Genomic DNA, 15,042 nt, shown 5'->3' on the forward strand with positions numbered 1-15,042 from the left:
AGTCTGCGTCTGCTCGCCGGGAAAAATCAGCGGGTCAGAATGGTGGCCGCAGCGGTGCCGGGCGCGCCGTAGAGCTGCGCAAACCCGACCTTGGGTGCACCGGGCACCTGCCGGTCGCCGGCCTCGCCGCGCAGTTGGCGCACCAGCTCGTGGATCTGGCGCAGCCCGGAGGCGCCGATCGGTTCGCCGTTGGCGATCAGCCCGCCGTCGGTGTTGATCGGCAGCGACCCGCCGATCTCGGTGGCCCCGTCGGCCAGCAGCTTCTCCTGGTCGCCGTCGGCGCAGAACCCGCACTCGGCCATGTGGATGACCTCGGCCCCGGCGTCGGTGTCCTGCAACTGGATGACATCGACGTCGGCCGGTGCCACGCCGGCCTTCTCGAAGGCGGCACGCGCGGCGTACACCGTGGGCGCCACATCCTCGGCGACCGGGGCGAAGGTGGTGTTGACCTCGTAGGCGCCGTAGCGGCGGGTACGGACCTCCACCGCCCGCAGGTACACCGGCTTGTCGGTGTAGCGGTGCGCGATGTCGGCCCGGCACATCACCACCGCCGCCGCGCCTTCGTCGGGGGCGCAGAACATGTACTGGGTCAGCGGGTAGTTCAGCATCGTCGATCCGAGGATCTCCTCTTCGGAGATCGGTTTGCGCCGGAACGCATTGGGGTTCAGCGCGCCGTTACGGAAGTTCTTCGCCGCGACTTTGGCCAGGGTCTGCTGGGAGATGCCGTGGTCGTGCAGGTAGCGGTTGGCCTTCATGCCGAAGAACTGCGTGGTCAGGTACTGGCCGTTCTCGGCGTACCACCGCGGCATGCCGACCAGTGCCGGATCCTCGGTGAACGCCCCGCGCGGGTGCTTGTCCAGCCCGACGGCGATACCGATGTCGTAGTCGCCCAACCGGATCCCGTCCGCGCAGACTTTGGCCGCGCTGGCCGCCGTCGCACAGGCGTTGAACACGTTGGTGAACGGGATACCGGACAACCCGACCATCCCGACGATCGCGTCCGGGTTGGCCACCGTCCAACTACCGCCGGTCGCTGCGCCGATGTCCTTCCAGTCCACGCCCGCATCGGCCACCGCGGCGAAGATGGCGTCCACCCCCATCTCCATCGCCGACTTGCCCTCGAACCGGCCGAACGGGTGCAGGCCGACCCCGATGATCGCTACGTCGTTGACCATCGTCTGTCTCCTATACCGGCCGGAACGCGAAGGTGATGACCTCGTTGCCGTCGGCGTCGGAGGTGAACGGCACCATGGTCAGCTCCACCGGCATGCCGAATTCCAGCTTCTCCGGGTCGTTCTCGGTGAGTCGGCCTTCGACGCGGATGACGTCGCCGAGCTGCACCAGCCCGACGCCGAACGGCACGAAATCCTTGCCGGTGGGGCCCGCATACGGTGCCCCGGGCGGGAAACCCTGGGTGGTCCAGGCCACCAGCGTGCCGGTGCGCGGCAGCAATTCCTCGCTCATCTGATCGCCGCTGCAGTTCGGGCAGCGCGGCTGCACGGGGAACACCGTGGCGGTGCAGGCGCCGCAGCGACTGCCGATCAACTGCGGGTCTTCGGCCGGCCACGTCGATATCTCTGGTGCGAGCGCCTTCTGCATGGATCCTCCGTGTGTGTCCTAACTGTAATGCTTACAGTAATGTACGATCGCAGGACTTGACCAGCGGGCGGGGAGTTCAGTTATGACTGCGAGCAACGGATCGCCGACTACGCGACGGCGCGCGCTGGTGATGGGCGCCAGCGGCAACGTCGGCGCGTGCGTCACCCGGCATCTGGTGGCCCGCGGCGACGACGTGCGGGTGCTGCTGCGCCGGTCCAGCTCCACCCGGGGTATCGACGGGCTCGAGGTGCAGCGTTGCTACGGCGACATCTTCGACACCGAGGCGGTGACGGCCGCCATGGCCGACCGCGACGTCGTCTACTACTGCGTCGTCGACACCCGGATGGAGCTGCGCGACTCCGCGCCGCTGTACCGCACCAACGTCGAGGGGCTGCGTAACGTGCTGGAGGTGGCCGCGCAGGCCGACCTGGACCGGTTCGTGTTCCTGAGCACCATCGGCACCATCGCCGTCGGCCTCAACGGCGAAACGGTCGATGAGACGACGCCGTTCAACTGGGCGGACCGCGGCGGGGACTACATCGCCTCCCGCCGGGCCGCCGAGGAACTGGTGCTGCGCTACGTCACCGAGCGGGGGGTCCCGGCCGTCGTCGCCAATGTGTCGAACCCCTACGGCCCACCCGATTGGCAACCGCGGCAGGGCGCGTTGATTCAGGCGGCGGCGCTGGGCAAGATGCCGTGCTACGTGCGCGGGATCGGTGCCGAGGTGGTGGGTATCGACGATGCCGCCCAGGCGCTGCTGCTGGCCGCCGAGCGGGGCCGAGTCGGTGAGCGTTACATCATCTCCGAGCGCTACATGACCCAACGGGACATGCTCACCGTCGCCGCCGAAGCCGTCGGCGCCAAACCGCCGCGTATCGGCATACCGATAGCGGTCATGCACGCCATGGGGCACCTCGCCGGCGCGGTCGGAGCGGTGCTGCGCCGGGACATCCCGTTCAATGCGACCGGCGCTCGACTGCTGGCGTTGACGTCGCCCGCCGATCATTCTAAGGCAACCCGGGAACTGGGCTGGCATCCGGAGCCGACCGAGCATTCCATCTGCCGTGCCGCCCGGTTCTATGTGGAGCGCAACTCATGATCCCGTTCGTGGTTCGTCGCGGTGACGACCTGGTGCCCAACCCGATCGCGCACGGCGGCTGGGGGCCGACACTCGGCGGACAGGTGGTCGGCGGTCTGCTGGCCCGTGCCGTCGAGCAGCAGGTGCCCGATGCCGACCTGCAACCGGCCCGCCTGACCGTGGAGATCCTGCGTCGGGTGGCCGGTGCGCCGCTTCAGGTCAGCGCGTCGGTGGTGCGCTCGGGTTCCCGGATGCGGGCAGTCGACGCCGAGATGACCCAGGGCGGGGAGCGGGTCGCCCGTGCCTCGGCGCTGTACCTGCGTCGCGGCACCCAGCCCGACGGGGACTTCTTCACCACCGAGGTTGCGCTACCGCCGGTTCCGGAAGAGCCCGCGCAGCTGGACGAGTCGGTTCCGATGCTCATCCGGACCTACGGCGACGACGACGGCAACGGGATCCCCTGGCAGACCGCCGGACCGCGTTACGCCTGGTTGCGTGAGATCCGTGACCTGGTCGACGGCGAGGAGTTGACGCCGTTCGTGCGGGCGGCGATGGCCGTGGACGTCACCGCGTCGATGACGAACTTCAGCACCAAGGGGCTGGCCTTCATCAACGCCGACTACACCCTGACGCTGAGCCGGCTGCCGATCGGCCCGTACATCGGGATGGCGGCGCTGACCCACTACAGCGACGCCGGCGTCGCGACCGGTAGCGCCGCTCTGTTCGACGGCAGCGGCCCGATCGGCACTGGGGTGTCCACCGCGATCGCGAACTTCACCTTCGATGCCGCCGGCCAGGGCAATGGGCTCGCGGCCGGTTAGGCGATGTCGCCGGACTCCTTGAGTTTTTCGATGCGGTCCCAGTCCAAGCCGAGTTCCATCAGCACGATCTCGGTGTGCTCGGAGGCCTGCGGGGCGCGGGTGGTCTCCAGCGGTTCGTGGTTGAACTGCACCGGGCCGCGCACCACCTTCAACGGCGGCCCGCCGTCGCCGGGCTCGACCTCGGCGATCATGTCGTTGGCGATGGCCTGCTCATCGGAGCCCAGGTCGACCAGGCTCTGGAATGGTGCCCACTGGCCCTTCATCGTCTTGAGGTGTTGGCGCCAGAACTCGAAGGGCTTGGCGCCGATCGCATCGACGATCAACGCGCTGGCCGCCTCGGCGTTCTGCATCAGCGGCAACACCTCGGAGAAGCGCGGATCATCGGCCGCCTCGGGGATGCCCAGGTGCTCGAAGGTGTCGCGGATATAGCCGGTCGGGCTGACGATGCACAGATTGATGGTCCCGCCGTCGGATGTCGTGTAGTTGCCCAGGAACGGGTTCGCCGGGGATCCACCGGATTCCGGCATCGTCGCCCGCATGGCCTCGCCGGTGTCCATGCCCTGGGTGACGCTGGCGCCGGCCGCCCACCATGCGGTCGACAGCAGCGACACGTCGACCTCCAGGGCTTCCCCGGTGCGTTCGCGGTGCAGCAGTGCTGCGGCGATCCCGCCGGCGATGTTCATCCCGCCGACCGAATCGCCGAACGCGGGAATCCCCTGCGACAGTGGCGCGCCCAGTTCCTCGGGGCTGAGCGCATGGCCGACCCCGCTGCGCGTCCAGAACGCGGTGCCGTCGAATCCGCCGATGTCGCGTTCGGGCCCCTTGTCCCCGTACGCGCTGCCGCGGGCGTAGACGATGTTGGGGTTCGCGGCGCGGATGTGCTCGACGTCGAACTTGTTCTTCTGCCGTGCCCGGGGCAGATAGTTGGTCAAGAACACGTCGGCGGTGGCGGCCAGTTCGTAGAGCACCTGTTGCCCGCCGGGAGTCGACACGTCGATCCCGACGCTGCGCTTGCCCCGGTTCGGGTGCTCCATCAGCGGATGGCGGTCCGGGTTGAGTTCGAACCCGCCCATTTTGATGAACCCGCGCTGGGTGTCGCCGCGCACCGGGTGCTCGACTTTGATGACGTCGGCGCCCCAATCGGCCAGGATGGCGCCGGCCGCCGGAACGAAGGTGAACTGCGCGACTTCCAGCACCCGGAAGCCGTCCATGACTTTGATCAACTCAGCGTGCTCCTGCCGCCGTGCGAACCGATCCAGAACCAATTGAAGTATTCTACTGTAATGGTTACGGTTGGGCATCCGAAAAGGTTGGGGGCCAGGTGAGCGACGGTCGGCAACAGGTCACCAGTGTGGAGATCGGCGAGCGTGCCGCCGCGGCGGCGGAGTCGCGCATGCTGATCGACGGCAAGCTGGTTGCCGCGGCTTCGGGCGCGGAGTTCGACAACCACAGCCCGGCCACCGGACGACTGCTGGGCACCACGGCGGCCGCCGATGCGGTCGACATGAACTCGGCGATCGCCGCCGCGCGCCGAGCGTTCGACGACACCGACTGGTCGACCAATCGGGAGCTGCGCAAGCGCTGCCTGGCGCAACTGCAGTCCGCGCTGGAGTCCGAGCAGGAGGAGCTGCGTACCGAGCTGATCGCCGAGGTCGGCTGTCCGGTCATGACAACGCAACTGGCCCAATTGGATTGGCCGCTGGTCGACGGGCTGCGCTACCCCGGAAAGCTGATCGACGAGTTCGAATGGGAGCGGCAACTCGAGGGCGGCGGGCTGTTCGGTGAGCGCAACGTCCGCACGGTCGTCAAGGAACCGGTCGGTGTGGTCGCGGCGATCACGCCGTCGAACTTTCCTGTCGAGGTGATCCTCAACAAGCTCGGCCCGGCGCTGGCCGCCGGCAACACCGTCGTCCTCAAACCGGACCCGAACACCCCGTGGAACGCCACCCGGCTGGGAAGGCTGGTCGCCGAGCACACCGACATTCCCGCGGGGGTTCTCAACGTGGTGCCCACGCCGTCCAACGAGGTCGCCGGGATGCTGGGCACCGACGCCCGAGTGGACATGGTCTCGTTCACCGGATCCACCGCGGTCGGAAAGATGTTGGCCCGCAACGGTGCCGACACCATGAAGCGCACATTCTTGGAGCTGGGCGGCAAATCGGCGTTGATCGTGCTCGACGACGCCGATCCGGCCAAGGTGCTGCCCGGGGCGATCGGGGTGTGCGTCCACGCCGGGCAGGCCTGCGCGGCGACCACCCGGATGCTGGTCCACGTCTCGCTCTTCGACGAGCTGCTGGCGGCGGTGACCGCGGCCTTCGCCGCGGTATCGGTGGGGGACCCGGCACTGCCGCAGACCCTGGTCGGCCCGCTGATCAGCGCCGCGCAGAAGCAACGTGTGCTCGACGCGTACACCCAGGCCCGCCGGGATGGTGCCGAGATCACCACCGGCGGCGGGGAAGTCGTCGGGCTTCCGCCGGAGCTGGCCGGGGGGCACTACGTGCAGCCGACGGTCATCGCCGGTGTCGACAACAGCGCCGCGATCGCCCAGCACGAGGTGTTCGGGCCGGTGTTGGTGATGCTGCCGTTCTCCGACGACGACGAGGCGGTGCGGATCGCCAACGACAGTGCCTTCGGGCTGGCCGGTGCGGTGGTCTCGGCATCCACCGAGCGGGCCATGGCGGTGGCCCGTCGGGTCCGTACCGGGGCGATCGGTGTCAACGGCGGCATGTACTACGGGGCCGACGCGCCGTTCGGCGGCTACAAGAGCAGCGGTTGGGGAAGACAGTGTGGGATCGAGGGGTTCTCGCAGTACCTGGAGACCAAGACGATCGGCCACCGCAGGCCCCGCGGGGCGTGAGGCGGACCGTGCGGTTCGGCCTTCGCTGGACGTTATCTGGCGCTGAACGTCACCGGTAGCGACCGCGGCGAGCGGAACGGCTGGCCGTAGATGTGCGGGTCGCCGTCGGTGACCAGGGTGATCTCGTCGAGGCGTTCCAGCAGGCATTCCATCGCGACCCGCATCTCCATCCGGGCCAGGTGCAGCCCCATGCAGGTGTGTTCGCCGGCGGCGAAGGTGATGTGCGGAATCCACTTGCGGAAGATGTCGAACTCCTCGGCGCGCTCCCAGCGACTCTCGTCGCGGTTGGCCGACCCGATGCAGACATCGACGACGGCGCCGGCGGGAACCGCCACGCCGGCGACCTGGGTATCGCGGATCGCGGTGCGCTGCACCGTGGTCAGCGGGGTCTCGTAGCGCAGCCCCTCTTCGATGGCGGCGCCGATCAGATCGTGGTCGGCGCGCACCGCGGCGAACTGGTCGGGGTGGGTGAGCAGCAGGAACAGCAGGTTGCTGGTGGCCCGGTAGGTGGTCTCCAGTCCGGCCGGCAGCAGCAGGCGCAGGAACGAGAAGATGGCTTCGTCGGTGAGCTTCTCGCCGTCGACCTCCGCGGTGACCAGATCGCCGATGATGTCGGCGGTGGGACGCGACTTGCGCTTGTCCATCTGGGCCAGGAAGTAGTCCTTGAGAGCCGTCGAGGCGGTGAACGCGCGTTCGTGGTCGACGGTGTAGCTGATCAGTTCCATCGCCCGTTGCCGGAACCACGGCAGATCCTCTTCGGGCAGGCCCAGCAGCTTGGAGATCACCCGGGTGGGGAACTCGAAGGTGAAGTCGGACACCAGGTCGGCGGTGCCGGCGTCGATGACCTCGTCGATCAGTGCGGTGCAGACCGGCCGGACGATGTCGGGTTCCCAGTGCACCAGTGACTTGCGCTTGAATGCCGACGAGACCAGGTTGCGGTGCTTGCGGTGCGGTTCGCCCTCCATGGCCAGGATGGTCGGCCCGAGAAACAGGCCGATCGTCATGTCGTAGATGCGCGAGTTGAACGAATCGGAGTCGCGGAAGACCTGGTTCACCGCCTCGAAGGAGACCGCGGCGAACGGTGTTTTCGGCCGCAGCGCCGGCGGGGTCTTGGAGAAGTCCATGACCGTGCCGGGGAAGATCCCCGCCCCGCCGCGTTTGTCGGCGAAGTACGGGTAGGGGTTGCGGATGAAGTCGGCCGGCTTGTCGAGAGCGGCGGCGACGTCGTCAACCTGACTGTCCACGGTTGACCTCCCGTTCGGCGGAGTTAGTTACTGTAATGATTACAGTAAATGACTAAGTCATGGTAGCGCCAGCGTCACGCCAGGCTGATCGGCATCCGCTTGATGCCGTGCACGAAGGTGCTCTGCAGGTACTCCGGCTCGCCGAGCCGTACCTCCGGCAGGCGGGTGAGCAGCTCGTAGAACAGGTGTCGCAGTTGCATCCGGGCCACATGGGTACCCAGGCAGTAGTGCGCACCACCGCCGCCGAAGGCCAGGTGCGGGTTGGTGTCGCGGGTGATGTCGAACTCGTGGGGCCGATCGAAGACCGTCTCGTCCCGGTTGGCCGAGCAGTAGAACAACGCGACCTTCTCACCGGCCTTGATCTCGGTGCCGGAAATCTCGGTGTCGGTGACCGCGTGCCGGGCGAACGCGAGGACCGGGGTGGACCAGCGGACGAATTCCTCGACCGCGCCGCCGATCCGGTTGTCGTAGTCGGCCAGCAACCAGGCGCGCTGCTCGGGATGTTCGATCAGCGCCTTGAACGCGTGAGTGGTGGTCTGCTTGGTGGTGTCGTTGCCCGCCGAACCCAGCAGCACCATGAAGGAACCGAGTTCCTCGTCGGTGAGGCGATGGCCGTCCACCTCGGCGTTGACCAACCCGGTCATCAGGTCGTCATGCGGTTCGGCGCGGCGGCGCTGTGCCAGCTCGACCCCGGAGCCGGCCAGTACTCCCAGCTGCGTCATGACGTGCACGGCGCGCTCCTCCAGCGACGCGTACTCGTCGTCGCTGCCGCTGAACAGACACTCCGCGGCGTAGGCGACCTTTGCCTGATCGGCGGGGTCGATGCCGATCATGTCGGAGACGGTGCGCATCGGCAACTGGCCCGAACAGCTTGCGACGAAATCGATCTGCTCACCGCTGCGCAGCTGGTCCAGCAGTTTGTCGACGATGTCGCGGGAGTTGGCTTTGATCTGCTCTTCGATGCGGCGGACCTGCCGCGGGGTGAACCCGGAGCTGATGAGCTTGCGGTAACGGGTGTGCTCGGGCGGGTCCATCGCCAGGAAGAACGTCATGTTGCGCTGGATCTCGGCGGGCATCGGGTCGACGCTGACGCCCTCGCGGGAGCAGAACAGCTCTTCGTGCTGACTGGCGAACTTGACGTCGGCGTGCCGGGTCACCGCCCAGTACCCGGTCTCCTGGTGCGGGAACACCGCGTCGATCGGGCGGTGCCAGGTCAGCCCCGGCTCGCTGCGCAGCGTCGCGAAGGTTTCGTCTCGGGTCCGGAATTCCTTGCCCCAGAAGGCGGTGTCGGAGATGTCCAGCCGGTGGTAGGCGTGCGGTGATGCCGTGGTGGTCGATGAATCCGCGGTCATGGTTTCCTCTCGGTGGCGCTATGCGGTGATCGGTGTGCCGGCGGTGATCGAGGTGATGAATCCGCCGTCGACGAGAACGTCCTGGCCGGTGATCCATCCGGACGCCGGCGAAGCCAAGAAGTCGATGACCGGCACGATGTCGTCGACCCCGGCGTGTCGACCGACCGAGGCGCGCACGGTGTCGAGCATCTCTTTGCCCATCGACTGCTCGAAGTCGGGCAGGATCGGTGTCTCGACCGGGCCCGGACTCACCGTGTTCATCCGCACGTCGAACTCGGCGCGGGCCGTCGCCGCCCGCCGCTTGGTGTAGAGGATCATCGCCTGCTTGGACGTGGTGTAGACCGGGAAAGCCGGATCCTGACCGGTCTGCCAGCGCAGCACCGCGTCGGCGTCGGTCGCCTCCAGCAGCCCGTTGAGCGTCTCGACGCGCTGCTCCCAGCCGAGCGCGGCCGTCGATGCCACCGCGACCACCGCGCCGCCGCGGCGCAGGCGGGGCAGCATCGCTTCGGCCATCAGCCGCATCCCCAGGTAATTGATCGTGAGCACATCGGCGGCCGGTGCGGTTCCCGGCACGCCGGCGACGTGGGCCAGCACATCCCAGTCCGCCCCGATGCTCCCGGTGAACTCGGTGATGGCGGCGGCATCGCGCAGGTCGCAGCAGGCGTGCTGGGACGCCGGGGTGTCCTGCGGGCGCACGTCGACGGCCAGCACGTAGTCGCCGCGCCGGTGGAAGTGCGCGGCGGTTGCCGCGCCGATCCCCGAGCCGGCGCCCACGACCACGACTCTGCGTGGCGAGTTGTTCATCGCTCACCAGTCTTCCGGCGTACCCGAATAGGCGACAGTAAGCGTGACTGTAACGAATTCGGCGGCTACGGACAATGCTACGGTTGGCGCTACGGGAAAGCCGCCATGAGGAGCCGAGAATGACCACAACAAGCCCGGTCGTCGGGTTCGTCGGAGCCGGCCAGATGGGTGAACCGATGGTTGTGCGCCTGGCCGACGCCGGATACCGGGTGCAGGTCTATGCCAGGCGGCCCGAGGTGCGCGATCGGCTTGCCGCCGCGGGTGCGGTGCCGGTGGATTCGGTGGCCGCGGTCGCCCGCGACGCCGGTGTGGTGATCAGCTGCCTGTTCTCCGACGCCCAACTGCTCGAGGTCGCCCGCGGTTCCGACGGCCTGTTGGCCAACGCCGCCCCCGGCACCGTCGTGGTCTCGCACACCACCGGAACGGTGAGCACCCTGACCACCTTGCTGGCGGAATACCCGAACGGGCCGTTGCTGGTGGACGCACCGGTCAGCGGCGGCGCCCACGACATCGCCGCCGGCACACTGACGGTGCTGCTCGGCGGGCCCGACGACGCGGTGACCCGGGCACGATCGGTGCTGGCGGCCTACGCCGACCCGATCATCACCACCGGAGAGCTGGGCACCGCACTCAACCTTAAGCTGATCAACAACGTGCTGTTCGCCGCCAACGCCCAACTGGTGGCCGCCGCGGTCGAACTGGCCGGCAATCTCGGGGTACGCGACACGAGCCTGTTCGAGGCGCTGTCCCACTGCAGCGGCGGCAGTCGGGCGGCCGGTTATGTGCAGTCCGCCGGCGGGGTGGAGAAGTTCGGAAAGGTGGTGGCGCCCTTCATGCGCAAGGACGTCGCGGCCTGTATCGAGGCCGCCGCCGACCGAGGCGTGGACCTGGGGCAGCTGCGGACCGTGGCCGAGAACGGGCCGTTGGACCTGTCGTGACCACCGACCTGGCGGATCTGCTGGAGCGGCAACGCAAGGCGTTCGTCGCCGACGGGCCGCCCAGCGTCGCCGTCCGGCGCCACCGCATCGACCGGCTGGTGGCGATGGTGCTCGACAACATCGACGCCTTCACCGAGGCGATGGAGCAGGACTTCGGCACCCGGTCGCGGGCGGCGTCGCTGGCCACCGAGATGGTCGGCATGATCCCGGTGATCGAGCACACCCGATCGAACCTCAAGAAATGGATGCGGTCCGGGAAGCTGATGCGGGCGGCCCGCCTGGTCGGGCTGCGCGCCGAAGTGCAGCCCAGTCCGCTCGGCGTGGTGGGCATCATCGGCCCGTGGAACTTCCCGCTGCAACTGGTGGTGGTACCCGCGGCGGCGGCCTTCGCGGCCGGCAACCGGGTGATGATCAAGATGTCCGAGATCACCGCGCGCACCGGCGAACTGATGCGGCAGCTGGCGCCGGACTACTTTGCCGAGGATGAACTGGCCGTCGTCACCGGCGGCGCGGACGTGGCCGCAGCCTTTGCCGGACTGCCCTTCGATCACCTGTTCTTCACCGGGTCGCCGGCGGTCGGGGCGCTGGTGCAACGCGCCGCCGCCGACAACCTGGTCCCGGTGACTCTGGAGTTGGGCGGCAAGAACCCGGTGGTGGTGGCACCCGACGCCGATATCACGCGATCGGCACGGCGCATTGCCTCGGCACGTATGGTCAACGGCGGCCAGGTCTGTGTCTGCCCGGACTATGTGCTGGTCCCCGAACGCGACGTCGACGCCTTCGTCGACGTGGCCCGAGCGACGCTGCGGGAGATGTTCCCGACGATCCTGGCCAACCCGGACTACTGCTCGAGTGTCAACGACGCCAACTTCGACCGGGTGGTGGGACTGATCGACGACGCCCGGCGCCGCGGCGCGGTCGTGGAGGCCGTCGCGCCCGACGGCGAAGTGTTGCCGGACAGGGCATCCCGCAAGATCGCCCCCACCATCGTGCGTGACGTCGACGCGAGCATGGCCATCGCCGACGAGGAGATCTTCGGCCCGGTGCTGATGGTGCAGGGCTACCGCGGGCTCGACGACGCGATCGAGACGATCAATGCGCGCCCGGCCCCGTTGGTGGCCTACTGGTTCGGACCCGGTGGCAGGGACTTCCGAGAGTTCGTGCGGCGCACCAGAAGCGGCGGTGTGGCCCGCAACGACTTCGCGGCGCAGATGGTGCCGTCCGGAGCACCGTTCGGTGGGGTGGGCCGCAGCGGCATGGGCGCCTACCACGGCAAGGCCGGCTTCGACGCGTTCAGTCACTACCGGACCGTGGTCGGCTCGGATCTGCCGTTCAGCCTGACCGGCAGTGCCGCACCGCCGTTCAAACCCGGGATGCAGCGCTATACCGACACCATGCTGCGCCGGGCGCGCAACAAGGCCCGGCGGCGGCTGAAACGGGGTTAGCCCTGCTCGGCCTGTTCCCGCGCCCACCGGTAGTCGGCCTTGCCGGCCGGGCTGCGCACGATGACGGGGCGGAACACGACCGCCTTGGGCAGCTTGTAACGCGCCAGCGACCCACCCGCGTGCTCGATGAGTTCGGCGGCGGTGGCAGCGGCACCTTCGGTCAGCGCCACCACGGCCACCACCTCCTGGCCCCAACGCTCACTGGGCCGGCCGGCGACCACCACGTCGACCACCGCCGGATGTGAGGCCAGTGCCGATTCGACCTCTTCGGCGAAGATCTTCTCCCCGCCGGAGTTGATCGTCACCGAATCCCGGCCCAGCAACTCGATCGAGCCGTCGTCCAGGTGCCGGGCCCGATCGCCCGGGACCGCGCAGCGCACGCCGTCGATCACCGGGAACGTCGCCGCGGTCTTGGCGGCATCTCCCTTGTAACCCAATGGGACATAACCGCGCTGGCCGAGCCAGCCCAGTCCGTCGTGGCCGGGTTCGAGCACGTGGCTGAGGTCTTCGGCCACCACGCAGGTGTCCGGGCCGCCGGCGAAGGTGCCCGTCGAGACCGCCCCGGATGTCGACATGTGCCGCATCTGGGCGCCGGTCTCCGAGGAGCCGACTCCATCGATCACCATCGCCCCGGGCAGAGTCTCCACGATCTGTTGCTTGACGTAGGGGGTCAGCAGCGCGCCGCCGTTGGCCACCACCATCAGCGACGAGACGTCGGCGTCGCCCTTGCGGATCGCGTCGAGCAGCGGCCGGGCCATCGCGTCACCGACCACGGTCACCGACAGCACCTTCTCGCGCTCGATGGCGCGGACCACGTCGTCGGCGTCGAAATGGTCGACCACCGAGGGGAAGACCAGGGTCTGGCCGGTGTTGAGCGCGGTCATCACCGCCCACTGCGCGGCGCCGTGGATCAGCGGCGGCAGGATCATCAGCTTGACGCCCGGGTTCTCGGTGGCCGGCCCGACGATGTCGTCGATGCAGCTGACCTCCTGGGCGGTCATCAGGTTGCGGCCGCCGAACGAGCCCATGAAGATGTCGTGCTGACGCCACAGCACACCCTTGGGCATCCCGGTGGTGCCGCCGGTGTAGAGCACATACAGGTCGTCGGGGTCCGGCTGTACCGGCGGCGGCTGCGGGGAGCTTTCGGCGAGCGCGGTCTCGTAGTCGACCGCCCCGTCGAGCAGCGCGTTGCCGGAGTCGTCGGCGATCTGGATGAGCACCTTCAGCTGCGGCAGCTCGGGCAGCACCTCGGCCAGGGTGGGGGCGAACGCGGCGTGATACACCAGTGCGGTGGCGCCGGAATCGGCCAGCAGGTAGGCCAATTCGTTCTTCACATAGCGGTAGTTGACGTTGAACGGCGCCACCCGCGCGGCGAAACTGCCCAGCAGGGTCTCGATGAACTCGTTGCCGTTGTAGGCGTAGATCCCCAGCAGATCCTGGCCGGTCTCGTGCTGGGACAGCTCCGACCGGGGGGTGTGACATCCCAGTCCCCGCGCGTGCAGATACGACGCCAGCCGATTCGACCGTTCCACGATCTGGGCGTAGGTGAAGCGACGGTCGCCCTGGACGATCAGATCGCGGTCGGGAATCGCGGCGGCCACCGCGGCGGTGACCTCCGGCACGGTGAACTGGGTCAGGGGCGCCACGTGTGCATCAACTCCTCGGTGGTGGTGATCGTCGCCAGCAGGGACAGCGTGTTGTCGATGATGGCAGCACCGTACTAGGCGGGTACGCCGGCCACCGCGTCGCGGGGTGGCACCACCCGGTAGCCGGCGTTGACCGCATCCATGACCAGGTTCGGGATCGCGGTGTGCGCGGGCGCCGCCAGTTCCGGCAGCGGCATCCTCATGTCAGTGCGGCGGCACGTCGTAGAACTGCGTCGCCCATTTCCGCAACGTCATAAACGGCTTTGCGTCGACCTTCGACAATGCCGGATTCTCGATGTAGCGCTGATAACGCCAGATGCCCAGGTCGTCTTCGACGGTGGACAGGAACTGCTTCTCCACCCGTTCCCGCACCTCCTCCGGCGGGGCCTCGGACTCGTCTCCGGGCAGTCGCGGCCACCAGATCGAATAGAACAGATCCGAGCGGCCCTCGTCGACCGGCGTGCAGGTGAAGATCAGCCGGTGCTGTTGCACGCCCTCGAAGATGCTGATCGCCCCGCCCAGCCCGAACAGGTGGGAGTGGAAGCGCAGCGCCATCTGTTCCGGGTCGTCGGCGCGTGCGTCGGGAAAGCCGGCGACGAAATGCCACTCCTGGTCGGCCATCTCCCACTCGAGCAGTTGCGGCGTCACGCTGGCATGGTGCACGTACTGGAAATGTGCACTGTCCGCGGCGTTCTCGGCGACGATCTGCGGGTGCACCGGTTCACCCTCCAGGCGCCGGGAGAACTCCGGGTAGGCCCGGTAGTAGTCCCGCGGCCCGGTGGTGAACTGCGGGAACTTGCCGAAGATATCGGGCATCTCCCAAGTCGGTTCCGCGCCGTCGGGGTGATGCCAGATGAACACGCAGCCGTGTTGCTCGAGCACCGGGTAGACCCGAAGTCGCAACGCCTTGTTGGGCCGGTCGGGCTGGTAGGGGATGAATTTGTTGCACCCGTCGGGGCCCCACTGCCAGCCGTGGAACGGGCATTCGACGCGGTCGGCGACGACCTTGCCGCCTTGGCCCAGGTGGGCGCCCAGGTGCTTGCAGTGCGCCTCCATGACGTGCAGGCCGCCGGTGTCGTCCCGGTAGGCGACCAGGTCTTCGCCGAAGTAGTGCAGGGCGCGGGTCCGGCCGGCGACGAACTCCGGTGACCAGCCGATCATGAACCAGCCGGTGACCTTCCAGGTGAATGGAACCTTCATCGCGTTTCCTCCCGCGGCGTCTAACTGAATAACGTACCGTAAACCCATCGATAGGAAT

13 protein-coding genes and 1 pseudogene are annotated in these 15,042 nt (G+C 68.1%); 5 read left to right on the top strand and 9 right to left on the bottom strand.

From position 1 onward, the window contains the following. Positions 1–26: 26 nt before the first annotated feature. Positions 27–1,175: a thiolase family protein gene (locus tag AWC02_RS17575; protein WP_085129981.1), complete on the bottom strand. Its 1,149-nt coding sequence runs from the start codon at positions 1,173–1,175 to the stop codon at positions 27–29. Positions 1,176–1,185: 10 nt separating this feature from the next. Continuing rightward, the gene (locus AWC02_RS17580; protein WP_085129982.1) at positions 1,186–1,599 is read right to left on the bottom strand and encodes a Zn-ribbon domain-containing OB-fold protein; all 414 of its coding nucleotides are present in this window, start codon (positions 1,597–1,599) and stop codon (positions 1,186–1,188) included. Positions 1,600–1,681: 82 nt separating this feature from the next. On the opposite strand from AWC02_RS17580, the gene AWC02_RS17585 reads away from it, so the two are divergent. After that, the gene (locus tag AWC02_RS17585; protein ID WP_085129983.1) at positions 1,682–2,698 is read left to right on the top strand and encodes an NAD-dependent epimerase/dehydratase family protein; all 1,017 of its coding nucleotides are present in this window, start codon (positions 1,682–1,684) and stop codon (positions 2,696–2,698) included. Continuing rightward, a complete protein-coding gene (locus AWC02_RS17590; RefSeq protein WP_085129984.1) occupies positions 2,695–3,498 on the top strand; it encodes a thioesterase family protein in 804 nt (267 codons plus the stop codon). Before AWC02_RS17585 ends, AWC02_RS17590 begins: the two co-directional genes overlap by 4 nt. On the opposite strand, the gene AWC02_RS17595 is transcribed toward AWC02_RS17590, so the two are convergent. Beyond that, positions 3,495–4,709, bottom strand: a complete 1,215-nt coding sequence (locus tag AWC02_RS17595) for a CaiB/BaiF CoA transferase family protein (protein WP_085130113.1) — start codon at positions 4,707–4,709, stop codon at positions 3,495–3,497. The two genes, AWC02_RS17590 and AWC02_RS17595, sit on opposite strands and share 4 nt — an antisense overlap. A gap of 182 nt (positions 4,710–4,891) precedes the next feature. On the opposite strand from AWC02_RS17595, the gene AWC02_RS17600 reads away from it, so the two are divergent. Continuing rightward, entirely contained in the window at positions 4,892–6,355 is a 1,464-nt protein-coding gene (locus AWC02_RS17600) for an aldehyde dehydrogenase family protein (protein ID WP_109561066.1), read from the top strand. Between the two features lie 32 nt (positions 6,356–6,387). Here the strand turns inward: AWC02_RS17600 and AWC02_RS17605 are convergent, their stop codons facing one another. The 3 genes from AWC02_RS17605 to AWC02_RS17615 all read right to left on the bottom strand — a co-directional run bounded on the left by AWC02_RS17605 (position 6,388) and on the right by AWC02_RS17615 (position 9,755). Further along, positions 6,388–7,599, bottom strand: a complete 1,212-nt coding sequence (locus AWC02_RS17605) for a cytochrome P450 (RefSeq protein WP_085129986.1) — start codon at positions 7,597–7,599, stop codon at positions 6,388–6,390. A gap of 74 nt (positions 7,600–7,673) precedes the next feature. Continuing rightward, a complete protein-coding gene (locus AWC02_RS17610) occupies positions 7,674–8,951 on the bottom strand; it encodes a cytochrome P450 (RefSeq protein WP_085129987.1) in 1,278 nt (425 codons plus the stop codon). An 18-nt stretch (positions 8,952–8,969) separates the two neighbouring features. Further along, entirely contained in the window at positions 8,970–9,755 is a 786-nt protein-coding gene (locus tag AWC02_RS17615) for an SDR family oxidoreductase (protein ID WP_085129988.1), read from the bottom strand. 119 nt (positions 9,756–9,874) lie between these two features. Between AWC02_RS17615 and AWC02_RS17620 the strand changes: the two genes are divergently transcribed. Next, positions 9,875–10,693, top strand: a complete 819-nt coding sequence (locus AWC02_RS17620; protein WP_085129989.1) for an NAD(P)-dependent oxidoreductase — start codon at positions 9,875–9,877, stop codon at positions 10,691–10,693. Positions 10,694–10,710: 17 nt separating this feature from the next. Further along, entirely contained in the window at positions 10,711–12,138 is a 1,428-nt protein-coding gene (locus tag AWC02_RS17625; protein ID WP_085130115.1) for an aldehyde dehydrogenase family protein, read from the top strand. Here AWC02_RS17625 and AWC02_RS17630 read toward each other — a convergent pair. From AWC02_RS17630 to AWC02_RS17640, 3 genes and pseudogenes are all read right to left on the bottom strand, one after another. Beyond that, on the bottom strand, positions 12,135–13,784 hold the full coding sequence (locus tag AWC02_RS17630; RefSeq protein ID WP_085129990.1) for an acyl-CoA synthetase: 1,650 nt from the start codon (positions 13,782–13,784) through the stop codon (positions 12,135–12,137). The genes AWC02_RS17625 and AWC02_RS17630 overlap by 4 nt on opposite strands. Continuing rightward, a pseudogene (locus AWC02_RS17635) lies at positions 13,772–13,945 on the bottom strand (cysteine hydrolase); the annotation flags it as partial. The pseudogene AWC02_RS17635 and the gene AWC02_RS17630, both read right to left, overlap by 13 nt. A 43-nt stretch (positions 13,946–13,988) precedes the next feature. After that, entirely contained in the window at positions 13,989–14,984 is a 996-nt protein-coding gene (locus tag AWC02_RS17640) for an aromatic ring-hydroxylating oxygenase subunit alpha (RefSeq protein ID WP_085129991.1), read from the bottom strand. Positions 14,985–15,042 lie beyond the last annotated feature (58 nt).

This window comes from Mycolicibacter engbaekii, from assembly GCF_002101585.1.
Taxonomy (GTDB): Bacteria; Actinomycetota; Actinomycetes; order Mycobacteriales; family Mycobacteriaceae; genus Mycobacterium; species Mycobacterium engbaekii.

Excerpts from the sequence above, each read along its gene's own strand:
- AWC02_RS17575 (WP_085129981.1), bottom strand. The coding sequence starts at position 1,175 with ATGGTCAACGACGTAGCGATCATCGGGGTCGGCCTGCACCCGTTCGGC.
- AWC02_RS17615 (WP_085129988.1), bottom strand. The coding sequence starts at position 9,755 with ATGAACAACTCGCCACGCAGAGTCGTGGTCGTGGGCGCCGGCTCGGGG.
- AWC02_RS17620 (WP_085129989.1), top strand. The coding sequence starts at position 9,875 with ATGACCACAACAAGCCCGGTCGTCGGGTTCGTCGGAGCCGGCCAGATG.
- AWC02_RS17590 (WP_085129984.1), top strand. The coding sequence starts at position 2,695 with ATGATCCCGTTCGTGGTTCGTCGCGGTGACGACCTGGTGCCCAACCCG.
- AWC02_RS17585 (WP_085129983.1), top strand. The coding sequence starts at position 1,682 with ATGACTGCGAGCAACGGATCGCCGACTACGCGACGGCGCGCGCTGGTG.
- AWC02_RS17580 (WP_085129982.1), bottom strand. The coding sequence starts at position 1,599 with ATGCAGAAGGCGCTCGCACCAGAGATATCGACGTGGCCGGCCGAAGAC.
- AWC02_RS17595 (WP_085130113.1), bottom strand. The coding sequence starts at position 4,709 with ATGGACGGCTTCCGGGTGCTGGAAGTCGCGCAGTTCACCTTCGTTCCG.
- AWC02_RS17610 (WP_085129987.1), bottom strand. The coding sequence starts at position 8,951 with ATGACCGCGGATTCATCGACCACCACGGCATCACCGCACGCCTACCAC.
- AWC02_RS17640 (WP_085129991.1), bottom strand. The coding sequence starts at position 14,984 with ATGAAGGTTCCATTCACCTGGAAGGTCACCGGCTGGTTCATGATCGGC.
- AWC02_RS17600 (WP_109561066.1), top strand. The coding sequence starts at position 4,892 with ATGCTGATCGACGGCAAGCTGGTTGCCGCGGCTTCGGGCGCGGAGTTC.